At 61.6% G+C, this 18,256-nt stretch carries 12 protein-coding genes; 9 read left to right on the forward strand and 3 right to left on the reverse strand.

The window, feature by feature from the left end; translation table 11 throughout:
- The first annotated feature begins 250 nt into the window (after window positions 1-250).
- From FFI94_RS05530 to FFI94_RS05540, 3 genes are all read left to right on the forward strand, one after another.
- Window positions 251-3,703, forward strand: coding sequence for an indolepyruvate ferredoxin oxidoreductase family protein (locus FFI94_RS05530; RefSeq protein WP_138872103.1), 3,453 nt, complete (start codon window positions 251-253; stop codon window positions 3,701-3,703).
- A gap of 166 nt (window positions 3,704-3,869) precedes the next feature.
- On the forward strand, window positions 3,870-4,676 hold the full coding sequence (locus FFI94_RS05535) for a MerR family transcriptional regulator (protein WP_260683859.1): 807 nt from the start codon (window positions 3,870-3,872) through the stop codon (window positions 4,674-4,676).
- Window positions 4,673-5,245 (forward strand): hypothetical protein, encoded by a 573-nt coding sequence (locus FFI94_RS05540; protein WP_138872105.1) that lies wholly within the window; start codon window positions 4,673-4,675, stop codon window positions 5,243-5,245. Before FFI94_RS05535 ends, FFI94_RS05540 begins: the two co-directional genes overlap by 4 nt.
- An 11-nt stretch (window positions 5,246-5,256) precedes the next feature.
- Here FFI94_RS05540 and FFI94_RS05545 read toward each other — a convergent pair whose 3' ends face one another.
- Window positions 5,257-6,897 carry an amidohydrolase gene (locus FFI94_RS05545; protein WP_138873612.1) on the reverse strand — a complete coding sequence of 547 codons (1,641 nt, stop codon included), beginning with the start codon at window positions 6,895-6,897 and terminating at the stop codon, window positions 5,257-5,259.
- Between the two features lie 140 nt (window positions 6,898-7,037).
- On the opposite strand from FFI94_RS05545, the gene FFI94_RS05550 reads away from it, so the two are divergent.
- From FFI94_RS05550 to FFI94_RS05560, 3 genes are all read left to right on the forward strand, one after another.
- Window positions 7,038-7,667, forward strand: a complete 630-nt coding sequence (locus FFI94_RS05550; protein ID WP_138872106.1) for a TMEM175 family protein — start codon at window positions 7,038-7,040, stop codon at window positions 7,665-7,667.
- Between the two features lie 216 nt (window positions 7,668-7,883).
- Window positions 7,884-8,279: an ABC transporter permease gene (locus tag FFI94_RS05555; protein ID WP_260683860.1), complete on the forward strand. Its 396-nt coding sequence runs from the start codon at window positions 7,884-7,886 to the stop codon at window positions 8,277-8,279.
- A 175-nt stretch (window positions 8,280-8,454) separates the two neighbouring features.
- Entirely contained in the window at window positions 8,455-10,881 is a 2,427-nt protein-coding gene (locus FFI94_RS05560) for an ATP-dependent Clp protease ATP-binding subunit (RefSeq protein WP_138872107.1), read from the forward strand.
- Between the two features lie 55 nt (window positions 10,882-10,936).
- Here the strand turns inward: FFI94_RS05560 and FFI94_RS05565 are convergent, their stop codons facing one another.
- Together FFI94_RS05565 and FFI94_RS05570 are read right to left on the reverse strand one after the other, a co-directional pair.
- Window positions 10,937-12,823 (reverse strand): FAD/NAD(P)-binding domain-containing protein, encoded by a 1,887-nt coding sequence (locus FFI94_RS05565; protein WP_260683861.1) that lies wholly within the window; start codon window positions 12,821-12,823, stop codon window positions 10,937-10,939.
- Between the two features lie 180 nt (window positions 12,824-13,003).
- Window positions 13,004-14,425 carry a short-chain fatty acyl-CoA regulator family protein gene (locus FFI94_RS05570; protein ID WP_138872108.1) on the reverse strand — a complete coding sequence of 474 codons (1,422 nt, stop codon included), beginning with the start codon at window positions 14,423-14,425 and terminating at the stop codon, window positions 13,004-13,006.
- A gap of 167 nt (window positions 14,426-14,592) precedes the next feature.
- Between FFI94_RS05570 and prpD the strand changes: the two genes are divergently transcribed.
- From prpD to FFI94_RS05585, 3 genes are read left to right on the forward strand one after another with little or no spacing between them, the layout of a single operon-like run.
- A complete protein-coding gene (gene prpD / locus FFI94_RS05575) occupies window positions 14,593-16,095 on the forward strand; it encodes a 2-methylcitrate dehydratase PrpD (protein WP_138872109.1) in 1,503 nt (500 codons plus the stop codon).
- Window positions 16,095-17,012: a methylisocitrate lyase gene (gene prpB / locus FFI94_RS05580; RefSeq protein WP_138872110.1), complete on the forward strand. Its 918-nt coding sequence runs from the start codon at window positions 16,095-16,097 to the stop codon at window positions 17,010-17,012. Before prpD ends, prpB begins: the two co-directional genes overlap by 1 nt.
- Complete coding sequence (locus FFI94_RS05585) at window positions 17,009-18,130, forward strand: bifunctional 2-methylcitrate synthase/citrate synthase (protein ID WP_138872111.1); 1,122 nt, start codon at window positions 17,009-17,011, stop codon at window positions 18,128-18,130. The genes prpB and FFI94_RS05585 overlap by 4 nt, the downstream gene beginning before the upstream one ends.
- Window positions 18,131-18,256 lie beyond the last annotated feature (126 nt).

The following is an 18,256-nucleotide window of genomic DNA, read 5'->3' on the forward strand; positions in this document are numbered from 1 at the left end:
TATCGGCGACGCTGTATGTCCAGTATGTAAGTTGACGTAGCGTCAAGGTCAAGGGGAATTTCGCACTTGATTTCCGCGGTCGTCACGAACCTGTCTCCAGCTGACCGATTCGATGAACTAACCGGGGTGATCCAGCTCACTTGATGATCGTAATGAATAGTTCAAGGCCCCTCTGTTGACGCTTTCTCATACCTCGATAACGATCACCTGAACAGAACGAAATGTGCTGAAGACAGGAACGGTGGTCACGATGACTGAACTGGTGTCGGGCGTAGCCCAGACCAAGCCCTATGACCTCGACGATCGATACCGGTCGGGATCGGGTCCGGTGCTGCTGACCGGTGTTCAGGCAATTGCCCGCGGCTTCGTAGAACAGCATGTCCGCGACATTCGCGCAGGCAAGCGGATCGCCACCTTTGTCTCCGGATATCAAGGGAGTCCCCTCGGCGGCGTGGACAAGATGCTCCACGGGATGCCCAAGGTGCTGGCCGAGCACGACATCACGTTCATTCCCGGCTTCAACGAGGAACTTGCGGCCACCGCGGTGTGGGGTAGCCAGACGGATTTACCTGCCGGCACTGCAACACACGACGGTGTGACCGGCATCTGGTACGGCAAGGGGCCAGGCGTCGACCGTGCGACCGACACCATCCGTCACGCGAACATGTACGGCGTCAATCCCCGGGGCGGCGTCGTCCTGCTGGTGGGCGACGACCCGGCGTCGAAGTCCTCCACCGTTCCTGCCGTCAGTGAACGCTCGCTCGCCGCGATGGGCGTGCCGGTTCTGTTCCCACGCAACGCCGAAGAGATCATCACGATGGGCATGCACGCTGTTGCACTCTCGCGTGTGTCCGGTTGTGTTGTGGCTCTGAAGATCGTTGCCGACGTCGCCGACGGTGCCTGGGCGGTTGACGGCAGCATCGCTGACTTCGACATCGTGGTTCCGGAAGTGCAGTTCGAGGGCAAGCCGTTTGTCTACAAGCAGCGCCAGATGGCGGCGCCGCCGGACAGCGTCATCGCCGAGGCCGACCTGTACGGACCCCGGTGGGATCTGGTGCACGCCTACGGCGCCGCGAACAAGCTTGATGTGATCGAGGTTGATCCGTCCGGCGCCAAGATCGGAATTGCGGCTACCGGAACCACTTTCGACTCCGTCCGTCAGGCCCTGACAGATCTGGGTGTCGACGACGCGGCCCTGCACCGTGCAGGAATTCGCCTGCTCCGTATCGGTATGCCGTACCCGGTGGTGGGGGAGTCGGTGCGTGAGTTCGCAACTGGGCTCGAGCAGATCATCGTGGTCGAGGACAAGACGGCCTTCATCGAGGCTCAGGTTCGAGAGATCCTCTACGGAATCGAAGATGCTCCTCGCATTATCGGCAAGCGCGACGGCCAGGGACGACTCCTGATGCCTGCGAGCGGCGAGCTCACCGCAGGTCGGTTGCTGGCCCCGCTTCGGCGCGTGTTGAAGCCGCACGTCGAACTCAAGCGCACCCTCCCGGCCCCGCTGTCGCTGAACGTGCTGTCCGCCAAGCGAACCGCATACTTCTGCAGTGGGTGCCCCCATAATCGTTCCACCGCTATCCCCGAGGGTTCCATCGGCGGCGGCGGAATCGGTTGCCACACACTCGTCACCATGTCCGGCCGTGAGGACAGTGCTGTCACCGGTTTGACGCAGATGGGCGGCGAGGGCAGCCAGTGGATCGGGCAGGCACCGTTCACCGACGTGCCTCACCTGTTCCAGAACATCGGCGACGGCACCTTCTTTCACTCCGGTCAGTTGGCTGTCCAGGCGTGCATCGCTGCAGGCGTGAACATCACCTACAAGTTGCTCTACAACGAGGTAGTGGCGATGACCGGTGCACAGGACGCGGAAGGTGCCCTCTCCGTAGCGCAGCTCACCCACAAGCTGACCACCGAGGGCGTCAAGCAGATCATCATCTGCGCTGACGAACCGGGCCGGCACAGCAAGCGCGCCCTGGCGAAGGGCACCAAACTCTGGCACCGTGATCGCCTTGACGAAGCTCAGAAGGAGCTTCGTGAGATCAAGGGCGTCACAGTCCTGATCTACGACCAGCACTGTGCGGCCGACGCTCGTCGTCAGCGTAAGCGTGGCACACTGCCCACCCGTAACACCCGCGTCGTCATCAACGAGGCAGTGTGCGAAGGCTGCGGTGACTGCGGTGTGAAGTCGAATTGCCTGTCGGTTCAGCCGGTGGACACCGAATACGGCCGCAAGACGAAGATCGACCAGACGTCGTGCAATACCGACTACACCTGCATGGACGGCGATTGCCCTTCGTTTGTCACCGTCGAACTGGTTCCAGGCAAGAAGGCTCCCAAGGCCGCTCGTCCCGTCCCGCCCGTTGTCGCAGATCCTGATCTCGGTCCGCTCACCACAACCCAGAATGTCTTCCTCGCGGGTATCGGCGGCACCGGCATCGTCACCGTCAACCAGGTGCTCGCTACCGCAGCACTGCGCGCCGGCCTCGAGGTCGAGAGTCTGGATCAGATCGGTCTCAGTCAGAAGGCCGGACCCGTTGTCTCGCATCTGCGTTTCAGTGCGGGAACGCTCGAGCCGTCCAACCGGCTCACTCCGGGCAGTGCCGATTGCATCGTTGCCTTCGACCTGTTGACCGCGACCGACAACAAGAACCTCGACTACGGCAACTCCGAGAAGACGGTCTCCATCGCGTCGACGTCGCAGACACCGACCGGAGACATGGTCTACGACAAGGCTGTTCGCTACCCCGAGGAGACTTCACTCCTCGCCCGCCTCGACCAAGTTTCGCGTACCCTGCGCTCCTTCGACGCCCTTGCGGCGGCACAGGAGCTGTTCGGCAACACTGCCGCAGCCAACTTCCTGCTGATCGGTGCGGCGTACCAAAGCGGGGGACTCCGTCTGCCGGCTGAGTCCATCGAAGAGGCGATCGGCATCAACGGTGTTGCCGTGGAAGCAAATATCGCCGCATTCCGTTGGGGACGCGCGGCGATTGCCGACACGATTGCATTCGAGGCAGTCACGACGCCTGCCAAGTCCGTCCGCACACCGCTCGTGGCACCGGCACACATGTTCGCCGGGACCACCTTGACCGGTGAAACTCTGCGACTGGTGGAACTGCGTGCCGCGCAGTTGATCGAGTTCCAGTCCGTCAAGATCGCTGCGCGCTACATCGACCAGGTCCAGGCAGTCTGGACCGCCGAGCGTGCCGCAACCGAGCGCACCGACTTCAGTGAAGCGGTCGCCCGCGGCCTGTTCAAGTTCACCGCGTACAAGGACGAGTACGAAGTTGCTCGCATGCTGGTCGATCCCGCTTTCATCGAAGACGTCAAGTCTCAGGTGCCTGCGGGTGAGAACCTGACCTACAAACTGCATCCGCCGATTCTCAAGGTGATGGGACGCAAGAAGAAGATCGGTCTCGGACCCAAGTCGCATGTGGCGCTGAAGGTTCTGGCCAAGGGCAAGAAGCTCCGCGGTACCAAGCTCGATCCGTTCGGCTACATGCACGTCCGTAAGGTCGAGCGTGAACTGCTCGAACAGTACGAGACCATCGTCGCGGATCTGTCCCGAGCTTTGGGTGTCGACGGTTACGACCGCGCCGTGGACATCGCCGCCCTGCCTGACCTGGTTCGTGGTTACGAGGACGTCAAACTCGGCAACGTCGAACTGTACAAGGCGCGTCTGCGTGAACTGGGTATCGGCTGACTCGGTACGAGGGCTGACTCGGTACGAGGGATGACTGTGCCCTGGCGACCACTGTGTTGCCGGGGCACAGTTGTGTTCTCTGACTATGTGTTCCCTGGCCGTGTGTTCCCTGACTGCGGAAGGCGATCCTTGACCTTGACGCTAGGTCATGGTTGACACTGGAGGCATGCGAATAGGACAGCTCGCGGAGGCGGCTCAGACCACTCCGAGGACGGTGCGGCACTACCACCGGCTCGGACTACTCGCGGAACCTGTCCGGCGGGCAAACGGGTACCGCGAGTACACGATGGACGACGTCGTGCGGTTGGTCCGCATTCGCTGGTTGGCCGAGCGGGGTGTTCCGCTGGGTTCGATAGCGGCATTGTTCTCCGCAGACACCTCGGAAGAAGGCGTGAGCGATACCGTCGCCGATCTGCGAGCGCTGATCGGCGCAGTGGAAGTCGAACAGGCAAAGCTGGCGCGTCGGCACGCCGGACTGACGTCGATGCTCGCGGACGCCGAGGGCGGTCGCATCGTGTCTGCTTTGCCTGCAGAAGTTGCGTCAGCTCTGACCGAGGCCGTCGATACTGCGTCGTCGCCGGGAGTGCGGCGCGCGCTCGAGCGTGAACGGGATCTTCTTGAGGTGCTCGCAATGACGGGAAGCGCTCCGGAACAGTTCCTACGCTCCTACGCGGTGGTGATCGCGGACGACGACAAGCGTGCCCGCTACGTTGCGCTGCTGTCGGAATGGTCGAGTATCGAAGGGAAGGAACCGGTTTCGGTCGAGGGCACGATAGAGCGGTTGTCGTGCAGCATCCTGGCCCAATTCGACGAGCAGGCAATTGCGGACCTGAGAGCCCAGTCTGCGGAGGTCGGGCCAGGCCTGCCCATCTCGCTCGACGATGTTGTACCGGACCGGGGGCAACGTGAGGTAGTGCTGCGGGTTCAGCGCGCGCTCGTGGCGAGAATGGCAAGCGAAGGCGATGGGCGATGACACTCTCGGGCGCAAAATATCGGGCGCTGTGGCTCTGGCTTCGAGGTCGTGACGCAGTGATGGAGAAGGGCGCCGTCGCTGTTCGATCCAGTGGTGGATCGCTAGTTCTTCCTGTGGCTTTCGGTGTCGCTACCGTCATCGAAATGGCCGTACTGCACCTCCTTGTGCCGTGGATGTGGCTCCGGGTGATTCTTGCAGTGGCGTCGGTGTGGTCGTTGGTGGCGCTGTTCGGCTACCTGGCTTTGGATCGGGTTCACCCCCACTTCGTGACGGACACACGCTTCGTGGTGCGGCAGTCCGGCGTAGTTGTCGCCTCGATCGATCGAGAGCTCATGGAGTCGGCCGTGCAAGTGCGCCGATTCGGCACAACAACACCGGAGATTGAAGGCAGCCGGTTGATTGTGCCGAATCTGGACGGCACCAACGTCGATGTGTCTCTGCGGCAACCGATCCACGTCGAACTGCCCGCGTTGATCCCGCGTTATCGCCAGAGCGGACTAGTCGACAGGATCAGCCTGTACGTCGACGAACCCGCCGATCTGGTAGGTATTTTGGCGAAAGTATCATGAATGTGCTTGGGCTACTGCTGGTTTTGTGCGGTGTCGAGGTATCGAACAGACCCGGCGACAACCGTCATCGCGATCTCTGTTGTGAGGAGTGAGTCGGCGCCTTCGGTGAACGGGTCTTGCTTCAGGACGACGAAGTCGGCTGCCTTGCCTCGAACGAGCTGTCCGGTCAGGTTTTCCCAACGGCAGGAGTACGCAGCGTCGCGAGTGGCGTGCGCCAAAGCGTCGGCAAGCGGAAGCGCGTACTGCGGAAGGTTGGGAGCAAGCGAGGGATCGATGGCCGACCTACGCGTGGTAGCGACGAACATGTTGGGCAGCGGCGGGTGCGGCGCCGTCGGAGCATCCGATCCCAATGCGAGAACCGCACCGGCCTCGGTGAATTCGGGCCACGGGTAGGCGCGGTTCACACGGTAGTCGCCGAGCATTGCCCGCCAGTTTTCTTGAATTGCAGGATCCGCGTGAACCGGTTGCATCGAGGCGACGATGCCGAGTCGGGCAAGACGATTGACGTTGTCCTTGGTAATCGACTCCAGGTGTTCCATCCGGTGCCGCCTGGGAATGTCTCCGTTGGTGGCGATCGCGTATTCGAGCGCGGTCAATCCGATCTCCGACGCCTCGTCGCCGATGGCATGCATGGCAATTTGCAGGCCTGCGGCGTCTGCGGCGGTCACGACGGGTATCAAGGACTCCACATCCCAGATGGGTTCGGCGTTGGTCCCATCCGAGTACGGCTCCTTCATTGCCGCAGTGCAGCTGTCGATTACGCCGTCGACGATGATTTTGATTCCGGCAATGCGGAGCCACGGCCCTTGGATGCGTTTGTGGAGCTCGATGGCATCGTGAACTTGCCTGACGTTGTCGGCCTCGTTGTCCTCACGCGTCATCAGCCAGTGTGCAGCGACTCGTAGTGGCAGCGTTCCTTTCCCCGCTTCCAAAGCTCTTTCCAGCGAGTGCAATTCGTCCGGGCCGAGCGCCATGTCCACCGCGCCGGTCACGCCGTCCTCGAGATAACGGCGGAAGGCGAGCGCCAGCGCAGTGTCCCGGTCCTGGTCGGTTGCGAGTTCAGCCAGCTTCGGCCACACGTAGAGCATCACGGCGGTCTCGTACAGCATCCCGGTCGCTTCTCCGGTTTCCGGGTCTCGGCCGATCCGGCCGCCGATCGGGTCGGGAGTGTCGGCATCGATGCCGAGTTCTCGCAGGGCTGCGGTGTTCACCCAGACCGAATGAACGTCGTTGGCGTCGAGATACACCGGACGGTCGGGCACCACAGCGTCGATCATCTCGCGTGTCGGATGCTGCCCGTTCAGTGCCGAGAACAACCAACTGCGACCAAGCAGACGCGGCGAGTCGGGGTTCGATTCGGCGAATCGCTGGATGCTGGACTGAATGTCGGCTAGATCGGTGGCATCGAGTAGATCGAGCTTCTGCAGCGCAAATCCCATCATGACCAAGTGGGTATGGGCATCGACAAAACCGGGAAGTACGACTGCACCGTGGAGATCGACCACCACGGCGTCAGGAGCCAGGATTTCGGCAAACACGGTTTCGCCCACGAATCTGAGCTGTTGATCCTCGACGACTATCGATTCGGCCCACCCGTCCTCGGCAGCCGTGAAGATTTTTCCGTTGCGGTAGTGAGTGATGCGCTCATTCATGACTTCTGTCTGCCCCTTACGCGATGACGGTGGTAGTGACAGCGGCAAACGGCGTGCGATGAGCGTCGTCGGTGCAATGGCTGTGGCACCGGAACTGGCGTCGCCGGTCTGTTTCTTGTTGCGAAGCTTATGCTTCCGCAATGGCTGAGATTGCGGAACGAACTCGTTACTTCGAGCGCTACGTCACTTTCATCGACGCGATTGTCGCCATCGCGATCACGCTGCTCGTCCTGCCGCTGGTCGAGCTGACCAGCGACCACCACGGCACCACGTCCGAACTACTGCATGAGAACGCGGCGCAGTTCGGCTCCTTTGCCCTGAGCTTTCTGGTGATCTTCCGGCTGTGGTGGTCGCAGCATCGGCTTCTTCGTTTTGTGATCGACGCAGACAAGGTGGTTGTGCGCGGACTGGGGTTGTGGGTGCTGACCATTGTGTTCCTGCCCTTCCCGACGGCGCTGGTTGCAGCGCCGTCGCAGGATCTGGGAACCAGGGCTCTCTACATCGGAACAATGGCCGCCAGCGCGGCATGCCTGGCGGTGGTCGCGTGGGGTCTGGTCCGCAACCCGTCGTTGAGTGAGGAGGGTGCAAAACCGAATTTCACGGCCGAGGTTGTCACGTTCCTGATACTGGTGGTGGCGCTGCTTCTCAGTGTGCTCGTTCCGGTGACGTCGTACTTCCCGCTGTTTCTTCTCCTGCTCTCGACGCCGATCGAGAAGCTGTGGGATCGAGTGGCGGTGAAATCGACAGGCGGCGAGGGTGAAATGAGCTAGGGCATGTCTGATAAACACCGCGTCCACGCGATGGCTGCATTCAACACCACCATCGGCAGTCCGTAGCCGTCGACGAGCTGATGGATTTTCGTTGAGAGGCCGCCCCGCGAGTGGCAGAGTCACCCGGACATCATCGGCTACTCACTGGTCTCGCATCGAGAGTCGATTGCCGTTGACATCCCGATTGGCGGCCGCGCGCCGGGCTAGGCTGCGTGCGTGTCGAGAGCAGTGTGGTGGGTCTCCGTGGGGGCTGCGTTGGCCTTCACCGTGTGGGTCGGGACCTCGTGGACGATGGCTGAAGTGTCGTTTGCGTGCTCGAAGACCGGCGAGAGCGGATCCTCCTTTCGGTGCGATGACCGCATCATCCACGTGCTGGGAGTCTGGCCGCTGATCGGCCTGGGACTGCTGCTCGCGACACCACCTGTGGTGGCTGCATTAGCAGTGCGAAAGTGGGTCTCCTGGTTGGCCGTCGCCGCACTCGTTGGTTTGTCCATCGCCGGGCTGGCGAACTGGACCTCTTTCTGGGGATCGCTTCTCTTCGCTATCCCCCTGACGGCCCTTGGATCGGTCGCCACCGTAATGCAGAAGGGCATCCTGCACCCGGGAACATAGACATGCCCTAGTCGATGCGTGAAGCTCGTTTTGCCGTTCGACGGCGTTTTTCGAGAGCTGGTACCGATCTTCGTCCGATAGGTGTTGAAAGAAATCTGAGCCCGCGGGAATTGATCGAGGCTCACGCACGTTACTTGAGTCAGTAACGCTCAACTTTCTATTAGGAGGCTTCGGAATGCCAGCATTCTTCGGGCCCGAGGGTCCCGGTCGCATCGACCTTTCCCGGCTCATGAGCAGGGCCACCCAGCAACTCATGGCTGAGGCTGCTCGCGCAGCGTCTGCTCGCGGTGATTCGGATCTCGATGCACTGCACGTTCTCCGCGTCATGGCGGAGCAGGACCCGGTCCGCACGCTCATGCAGCGCGCCGGGGCCGACCCGAAAGCCGTGGTCGAGGCAATCGACCAGCGGCTGCCGCAAGGCCGTGAGCAGGGTGGCTTCGCTGCACCCACGCTCAGCAGCGCCGTCAAAACTGCACTACTCGAGGCACACCAAGTGGCCCGGGCGCTTGGGTCGACATACATTGACCCGGAACACCTTTTCATCGCATTGGCAGGTGACCCGGATCACGTCCCCGGTCGTCTGCTCGCTTCCGCCGGTGTAACGCCGGAGAAGCTGCAGAATGCCGTTCGGAATCCGAATGCACCGGCCGAGGAGAGTGACTCCGCGACTCCGATGCTCGACAAGTTCGGAGTGGATCTCACCGATCGCGCCCGCAACGGCGGCGTCGACCCGGTGATCGGCCGCGCCGACGAGATCGAACAGACCATCGAGATCCTTTCCCGCCGTACCAAGAACAACCCTGTTCTGGTGGGTGAAGCCGGTGTCGGTAAAACCGCCATCGTCGAAGGACTGGCCCAGCGTATCGTCGACGGTGAAGTGCCGGACTCGTTGGTGGGCAAGAGAATCGTTCAGCTCGAACTGTCCAGCATGGTCTCGGGTACTCGGTACCGCGGTGACTTCGAGGAACGCCTTACCAAGGTCATCGACGAGATCACTGCGCACAAGGACGAACTGATCGTCTTCATCGACGAGATGCACACCATCGCCGGTGCCGGCGGCGGCGCCGAGGGTGCGATGGATGCCGGAAACATCCTCAAGCCCAAGCTCGCTCGTGGTGAACTGCACATCGTGGGTGCCACAACCCTCGACGAGTACCGCAAGCACATCGAGAAGGATCCCGCTCTCGAGCGTCGCTTCCAGCCTGTCCAGGTGGGGGAGCCGTCGATCGAGGACGCTATCGCGATCTTGAGTGGCTTGCGCAGTCGCTACGAGGATCACCACAAGGTGCATTACACCGACGAGGCGATCACCGCTGCGGTGGAACTGTCGGCGCGCTACATCGGCGACAGGTTCTTGCCGGACAAGGCAATCGACCTGATCGACCAGGCCGGCGCCCGGCTCCGTCTCAAGACGGCCACCGTCGATACGGCTGCTCTGCAGCAGCGTCTCGAGCAGCTCGAAAGCGACAAGGAGAAAGCCGTCGCCGACGAACTGTACGAGAAGGCGTCGCAGCTGCGTGACGAGATCAACAATGTCACGAAGCGTCTCGAAAAGGCGGGGACCCAGGCTCCCGTCGCCGAGGAAACACCGGACGTGACTGCGGAGCAGATTGCCGAAGTTGTCGCTCGCGCAACGGGTATCCCGGCCAGCCAGATGACTCAGGCCGAGAAGGATCGCCTGCGCCGGCTGGAAGAGGAGCTGCACAGCCGTGTGGTCGGGCAGGACGATGCTGTTCGCGCAATCGCGCGCGCCGTACGTCGTAGCCGCACCGGTATGAGCGACCCGAATCGCCCCGTCGGTAGCTTCCTGTTCCTCGGACCCACCGGTGTCGGTAAGACAGAGCTGGCAAAAGCTCTGGCTGCCACACTCTTCGGTGACGAGAACAAGATGCTGCGCTTCGACATGAGTGAGTTCGGTGAGAGGCACACGGTCAGCAGGCTGGTCGGTGCACCTCCCGGATACGTCGGCTACGGCGAGGCCGGACAGCTCACGGAACAAGTGCGTCGTAACCCGTACTCGGTGATTCTGCTCGACGAGATCGAGAAGGCGCACCCGGACGTGTTCAACACCTTGCTCCAAGTGCTCGACGACGGACGACTGACCGACGGTCAGGGTCGTACGGTGGACTTCAAGAACACCGTCGTGATCATGACCAGCAACCTCGGCTCCGACATCATCTCGAGCAAGTCCGGTGGCCTCGGCTTCATCACCGGTGATGCCGAATCGGCTGAGAAGCCGCTGCGGGATCGTGTGATGGCTCGCCTGCGCGAGTCGATGCGGCCCGAGTTCCTCAACCGTATCGACGAGATCGTGATCTTCCGCAAGCTCGATACCGAGCAACTGCACCGGATCACGGACTTGTTGCTCGAGGACAGCCGTAAGCGACTGCAGTCCAAGGGCATCGAGATCGAGTTCACAGCGGACGCCGTGGACTGGATCGCCGAGCACGGGCACCAGCCCGAGTTCGGGGCCCGGCCGCTGCGCCGCTCGATCCAGCGGGTGGTCGACGACAAGATTGCCGACATGCTGCTCGACGATCTCCTCGAAGAGGGTGGCAGCATCACCGTCGCCGTCGACGAGGGTGAGTTGGTGTTCAGCTAGGGGCAGAGCCCACGTGCGCCTTTCCGGTAGTGAACGCTACCGGGAGGGCGCACAGTCATGTCGCGCCCAGGATCTCCGCAGCCAACGCGTCGTTGTGGCGAAAGAACCCCGCATTGGTACGTGGACGGGGGAATGCCGCAGACCAGTTGTGGCCGGCGACCCACGGTCCGACCGCAAATCGACGGGGATGGACTGTGTTGTCGGCGTGGCGGACTCGCGACGTCCCGTCCACAGCCAGCTTTGCGGCGCTGTCGGGCGTGGCTCGTAGCTCAACTGCCTCGCCGCGGCTGTGCAGGGACCGCAGTAGTGCGTCGCCGCTTGCGCTGATGGAGGCAACGGGCAAGCGCGCTTCGATGAGGGTGCGCGTAGCCACGATGTCGGTATGAGATGCGCTGCGCGCGACAAACAGTCCGTCTCCGGTCGACGGATCTATCTCGGTGGAGAAGACGGTGTCGGGGCCCAGAAACTGCACTACGCCTGCTTCGTTGAGTGCCAGCAGTTGCTCGAGTCGCTCCGGTGGCGGACCACTGGCAATGAAGCTGAAGAAGGAATGCAGCCAGCCCTCGACGTCCTTGGCGACCGATTCCGCTGGGATTCGGCCACGGCGCAACAACTCTCCGACGGTCATGTACGACGACAGCAGTGCCGAGAAGACGGCGGCATCGGCGCTGAAATACGGGTCCGATCTGCGCGAAATATCGGCTCTGACGTATTCACCGATCCGTTTCTGAACTGCATCCAATCCGTCGTAGCGTTCGTTGCCGAGGGGACGATTGAGCCGCTCCAGGTCGATTCGGTCTTCCGCTTTCGGTACGGCGTTCTCGATCAATTCGTCCAGATGCGGTGATCCCCAACTGAGCGAGGAAAATTCGGAGTCGAACTCTTCCCACGTGCCCACGGTCCGTTCCGGATGTGCAGCAAAAAGTTCGTAATAGTGGGCGCCCGCCAGTTCTTTCGAGGCCAACGGCCAGATATCTTCGCGGAAGTCGAGTGGGCCGTCGCCCGGTACAAGATCTGCGGTGAAGAACTTCGGTAGCGGTGGTCGAGCGTCTTCGATCGAGTACGAGATCTTGGAGTGGTAGGGAACTCCTCGGCGAGATCCTGCATACAGCAGAGGTTCCCGACCTGACGGTGAGTACACGAGGCTGCCGTTGTCGGCTCGTTCGAAGACACCACCGCGACTCTCGGCGAGGAGAACCATCCAGTCGATGAACGCCAGCCCGAGGCCCGCGATCAACACCGGCTCACCTTCGGCAATGACGTCGGCGTCGAGGTCTGCGGTGTATCCGGGACCGACGTAGGTCAAGTGGTGTTCGGAGGAGAAGTCCCTCAGTTGAATTTCCCGCGGAGCAGCCAACGCGTCCGGATGGCCCTGAGCCAACAGGACACCTGTTGCTTCGATCACGTCACCGTTGTCCAGATGGACGATTTGCGCACCGTCCGTGTCCTCGATGTCGACCACTGATCGACGATGAATCCGAACGTCGACGTGCAGCGGGGCCGAGTCGACAGCCGACTGGAATACCCAATGCAAGTAGCGGCTTTGCAAGGATCTCGACGCAAACGACGCGGGTGTGACGGTGGGTACCTCGTCCGCGATTTCGGGAAAAGCGCGGAGCTCGTCTGCGTTCTGGGCGACCCACTCGGCCAGGGTCGGACCTGGCACGATCGGGCCGTCGACGGTTGTCGTGTTGTCGGTGAACATCGTGACATCGGCGGTGGTGGAGTTCATCCACAAGAGGGGGGCTTGGCTGCCACGCCAGATGCGTCCGGCACCTGCTGGATACGGGTCGACCACATGAATCTCGAGCGGCGTCGGGTCTGCGTTCACCGCTTCCTGCGCGAGGATGCGTTCGAGTACTCCGGTGCCTCGAGGACCGCCGCCCACGATCACGATGACTGCGGCATTCCGCACTGACGTGCGGGGTCGGTCGGCGTTCACGAATCCTCCATCGGACCTGGCAGAAAGCACCCACACCTCGAAAAGAGGGGGTTGCTGCGACGTCGGGGAGCCAGGACTCTCGATCGCTCGAAGATGGTTGAGTCCCAGTGTTATCCGTGGAGGGTTGTGTGGCAAGGATTTTCGGACATCGGATCAGCCTGAATCAAACTGTTGTCACGATCACTCCTGCGGATAAGGTAGATGACTACTGCTGTTTTCGCTCACCGATACCGGTCGGCCCAGCTGAGGAAACGCGCGTTGAGCGCACGACAGTCGGTCGCACACCTTGCATCCTGCCCCGATCGGAACGATGGTAGCGGGGTCATCTGTCTGAATGCCGCGTGAATAGACCATGCGGTCGGCGTAGGCGATGTCGCAGCCGAGCCCGATGGCAAAATTACGCTCAGGAGCAAGATAGCCAAGGCCGCTGCTGTGAGTAGTGCGCGCAATCCACAGATAAGTCCGCCCGTCCGGCATCTTCGCGACCTGGGTGAGGATGCGGCCTGGGCCGGCGAATGCTTCGTGCACCACCCACAGAGGGCAGCTGCCGCCCACCCTTGAGAAGTGGAATGCCGTGGCGGACTGCCGCTTCGAGATGTTTCCGGCACGATCGGTTCGAACGAAGAAGAAGGGTATGCCCCGTTGCCCGTGCCGCTGCAGAGTGGAGAGTCGGTGACAGATCGTCTCGAACCCGACCTCGAATTTCAGACTCAGAAGTTCGATATCGTAGCGCAGGTTCTCGGCAGAGTTCAGGAAGTGCGTGTAAGGAAGCAGTAGCGCACCGGCAAAATAGTGGGCCAGCCCGACGCGGGCCAGTGCGGCCGACTCGGCGGTCAACGATTCATCTTCTGCCACAATGGAATCAATGAGATCTGCCTGGGTGAAGAAGGCCAATTGCATGGCGATCTGGAAGGCGCGTTGCCCGGCGGAGAGCCGGCGGGCCAGGGTGAGAATCGACTTGTCGGCGTCGTAGAACCGTTTGGGCCCCAACTTGTCCGGCTCATCGGTGCGGATTCGGACCGTGACGCCGTGTTGATCGCGCAACAGCCTGGCCAGCTGAAGATCGAGTGCTCCGATGGACAATGCGTTGTCGACGAACAGCCTCTCCGCGGCGTCGTCGAGGGCTGAGATGTGATTGCGGCGATCGTAGAAGAAGTCGCGGACCTCTTCGTACGGCATGGGCATCAAGGTGGTCTCGGGTACTGCATCACCGGATAACTGCGTGGAAAATTGATCGAGTTGCTCTGTCGCGGCATGCAACCGCCGGTGCAGCATCACCAACGTGCGTCCGACAGCCGGCATCCGCGCTACCAACTCGTCTACTTCGGCCAGGGATACCTCGCCGGATTCGGATGTCTCGGCGAGAGCTTCCTGGACGTCGGCAACCAGCCGGGCATCGGAGTCCGATGCGAAGAACTGGACGTCGAGGTCGAATTCGGAATTGAGTTTCAACAGAACCGGGACTGTCAGCGGACGTTGATCGTTCTCGAGTTGATTGACGTAACTCGGGGAGAGTCCGAGCACCTTCGCGAGCGCGGACTGTGACAGGTTGCGCTCGTCTCGGAGGCGCCGTAGACGGGCGCCCGCGTACATCTTTTTCATCGAATCTCCTCGGTACTGATGGAAGATCACACTACCGAGGCGAAATTCGCAACGTTCGCAACATTGCAAGGTCGTTGTTGCACAAATAGGCATGTGCAAGCTCTTTTCCTGGGTCCTCCGGGCTGCGTAGCGTGCAAATAGATACCGAAACACGTGGAAAGAGGATCATGAAGACGCATCTCGTACGCACTCGCCGTTCGGCCGAAGAGTTCCCCAAAGACGAGCATCTGGCGTGGAAGATCGCGGAAGTTGCGACAGATTCAGTCGAGGTTGCCGACGCGAGCGCCGACATGATCGTCAACCGAATCATCGACAATGCGGCGGTCGCCGCCGCCTCCCTCGTGCGGCGTCCGGTGGTGAACGCGCGTGCTCAAGCGCAGTCTCATCCGTATACGCCCGGCTCCACCGTGTTCGGTATCCCCGGAACGTTCTCACCGGAATGGGCCGCTTGGGCCAACGGCGTAGCGGTTCGTGAACTCGACTTCCACGACACGTTCCTCGCGGCCGAGTACTCGCACCCGGGTGACAACATTCCGCCGATCCTCGCAGTCGCCCAGCACACGGGACGCGACGGCAAGGACCTGATCCGCGGACTCGCAACAGGCTACGAAATTCAGATCGACTTGGTTCGGGCTATCTGCCTGCACGAGCACAAGATCGACCACGTCGCACACCTCGGCCCCTCGGCTGCCGCCGGTATCGGAACCCTGCTCGGTCTCGACACCGAGACGGTCTACCAGGCGATCGGTCAGGCACTGCACCTGACGACGGCCACCCGTCAGTCCCGTAAAGGTGAGATCTCCAGCTGGAAGGCATACGCTCCCGCGTTGGCCGGCAAGGTTGCCGTCGAAGCTGTCGACCGCGCGATGCGCGGGGAAGGTGCACCTTCGCCGATCTGGGAAGGCGAAGACGGCGTCATCGCCTGGATGCTCGGTGGACCCGAGAAGGAATACCATGTCCCGCTGCCTGGCGCCGGTGAGAGCAAGCGCGCGATCCTCGATTCCTACACCAAGGAACATTCCGCCGAATACCAGAGCCAGGCTCCGATCGACCTCGCGCGTCGGATGCGCTCCCGCGTAGGTGATCTCGATCAGATTGCGTCGATCGTCCTGCACACCAGTCACCACACCCACGTCGTGATCGGCACGGGCTCCGGAGATCCGCAGAAGTTCGACCCCACCGCGTCACGCGAAACCCTCGACCACTCGGTGATGTACATCTTTGCGGTTGCCTTGCAGGACGGTACGTGGCATCACGAGCATTCGTACGCTCCCGAGCGTGCACAGCGCCCGGACACGATCGAGTTGTGGAACAAGATCTCCACGCGTGAAGATCCGGAATGGACTCGTCGTTACCACTCGACGGATCCGGACGAGAAGGCATTTGGTGCTCGCGCCGAAATCACCTTGAAGAGTGGCGAACTCATCATCGACGAACTGGCAGTTGCCGACGCCCATCCGCTCGGGGCGCGCCCCTTCGCTCGCGATCAGTACATCGCCAAGTTCCGCACCCTCGCCGAGGGCGTCATCGAGCCGAGCGAACAGGATCGCTTCCTCGACGCCGCCCAGCGCACAGCGCAGCTGAAGGCCGGCGAGCTCGATCAGCTCACCTTCACCGTTTCCGACGACGTGCTCGCTCGGGCTCCCAAGGTCACCAAGGGGATCTTCTGATGACGGGCCTCATCGCGGCGTCGACGTCGGCAGCAGACAAGCGCGTCGCTTTCCGGGCAGGCTTGACGTCGGGCAAGATCCAACGTCTGCCTGGTGCGATTAACCCGTTGACAGCCAAGTTGATTCAGGAAATCGGGTTCGAAGGTGTCTACGTGTCCGGCGGTGCGTATTCTGCCGGACTGGCGCTTCCCGATATCGGATTGACCACGCTCACCGAGGTAGCCGGACACAGCAAGCAAATCGCTCGCGTCACCGACCTTCCGACGCTCGTCGACGCGGACACCGGATTCGGTGAACCCATGAGTGCTGCCCGCACGGTCACGATCTTCGAGGACGACGGCATTGCCGGTCTGCATCTCGAAGATCAGATCAACCCTAAGCGGTGCGGGCACCTCGATGGCAAGGCAATCGTGCCGACCGAGGACATGGTGCGCCGAGTACGCGCCGCTGTCTCGGCACGGCGCGATCCGAATTTCGTGATCTGCGCTCGTACCGATGCCGCAGGAATCGACGGTATCGATGCCGCGATCGAGCGGGCAAAGGCATATGCCGACGCCGGAGCTGATCTGATCTTCACGGAGGCACTCGCCACCGAAGCCGACTTCGAGAAGTTCCGCGCCGCAGTCGATATTCCGTTGCTTGCCAACATGACCGAGTTCGGAAAGTCGAATCTCCTCTCCGCGAAGACGTTGGAAGAGATTGGCTTCAATGCCGTCATCTACCCCGTGACCACCCTGCGTCTGGCGATGTTCGCGATCGAGAAGGGACTGCGCGAAATTCACGCAGAAGGCACCCAGGAGGGATTGCTCGGCGAGATGCAGCACCGCAGCCGGCTCTACGAAATTCTCGAGTACGAACGGTACAACGAATTCGACAGTGGCATTTTCAATTTCAGCGTGGAGGGGAGTAGGACATGACCGAACAGATTCCGACGATCTACAAGGGCTTAGCGGGAGTTGTCGTTGATACGACGGCGATCTCCAAGGTAGTACCCGAGACGAATTCGTTGACTTATCGCGGTTACGCGGTGCAGGATCTTGCCGCCAACTGCAGCTTCGAAGAAGTTGCGTATCTGCTCTGGTACGGCGAACTGCCGACTCCCGAGCAACTCGAATTGCTTTGTCTGCGTGAGCGTGCGGCTCGCCGCGCCGATCGGTCACTGCTGTCACTGCTGGCGAAGATGCCGGACAACTGCCACCCGATGGATGTGGTTCGCACTGCCATCAGTTATCTCGGGGCCGAAGACCCGGCGGAGGACGACAATTCGGCGCAGGAGAATCTTGCCAAGGCCCTGCGCATGACGGCAATCCTGCCGACGATTGTCGCTGCCGATTTCCGTCGTCGTCGCGGCCAGGACCCCATCGCGCCGCAGTCCGAACTGGGTTTCGCCGAAAACTTCCTCACCATGTGCTTCGGGAGTGTCCCGGAACCGGCGATCGTGAAGGCCTTCGAAGTCTCGCTGATCCTGTACGCGGAGCACTCATTCAATGCTTCCACTTTCGCTGCCCGCGTGGTGACCTCGACGCTGTCCGACATTTACAGCGCCGTGACAGCGGCTATCGGTACGCTCAAAGGCCCGTTGCACGGCGGCGCTAACGAAGCCGTCATGCACGACATGCTCGAGATCGCAGACCCCGATCGCGCCGAGGCGTGGATGTCGGCGAAGCTGGCAGCCAAGGACAAAGTGATGGGCTTCGGCCACCGTGTCTACAAGAACGGCGACTCGCGGGTTCCCACCATGAAACAGGCCCTCATCGACGTTGCGGAAGTAACCGACGGTGAGAAGTGGGTGCAGATGTACGAGATCCTCGAGAAGACGATGGTCAGTGCCACCGGCATCAAACCGAATCTCGATTTCCCCACGGGCCCGGCGTATTACCTCATGGGCTTCGACGTCGAGATGTTCACGCCGATCTTCGTGATGAGCCGGATCACCGGATGGACCGCGCACATCATCGAGCAAGGACAGTCCAATGCGTTGATCAGGCCACTGAGCCAGTATTCCGGTGTGCCACAGCGCACGGTCGTGGCATGACACTTTTTACCGTCGTCGCCTGAGACTTGCGTCGACGAGGTTCGGTTCTGGCATCACCGTCTCCTGGCCTCGTCGACGCCCCCCTGCATGGCCCGCACGATACGTGCGGGCCATGCGTGTTTCGCC

The sequence above is a fragment of the Rhodococcus sp. KBS0724 genome (assembly GCF_005938745.2).
GTDB lineage: Bacteria > Actinomycetota > Actinomycetes > Mycobacteriales > Mycobacteriaceae > Rhodococcus_F.